General features: G+C 52.9%; 1 protein-coding gene. It reads right to left on the bottom strand.

Annotated elements, in window-relative coordinates:
- Positions 1 to 14 precede the first annotated feature (14 nt).
- Positions 15 to 240, bottom strand: a 226-nt coding sequence (locus RMT89_RS45220) for a hypothetical protein (RefSeq protein WP_315889564.1), incomplete at its 5' end; no start/stop codon positions are given.

Below are 240 nucleotides of genomic sequence, written 5' to 3' on the forward strand. Positions count from 1 at the left end.
AGTGGTTAGTTCGGTCATCCTACGTTCTCCAGGGTGTATCTTGCGTGGATCGGCCAATATGCCATCACCACTGCGTCAGCCATATTCGGGGAGCGCGTCCCCTCCGGGCTCTTATCCACCATCAACTTTAACTTGCCGGGGCTCAAAGAGCTAGTGGCCTGGCTGAGCTCTTTTATGAGCTGGGCAAGCTCCTCAGCCGTGAAGCATGAACTATCAATGCTGATAAGCTCATCTGTATCA

Origin of the sequence: Streptomyces sp. P17 (genome assembly GCF_032436805.1) — a bacterium.
Classification (GTDB): domain Bacteria; phylum Actinomycetota; class Actinomycetes; order Streptomycetales; family Streptomycetaceae; genus Streptomyces.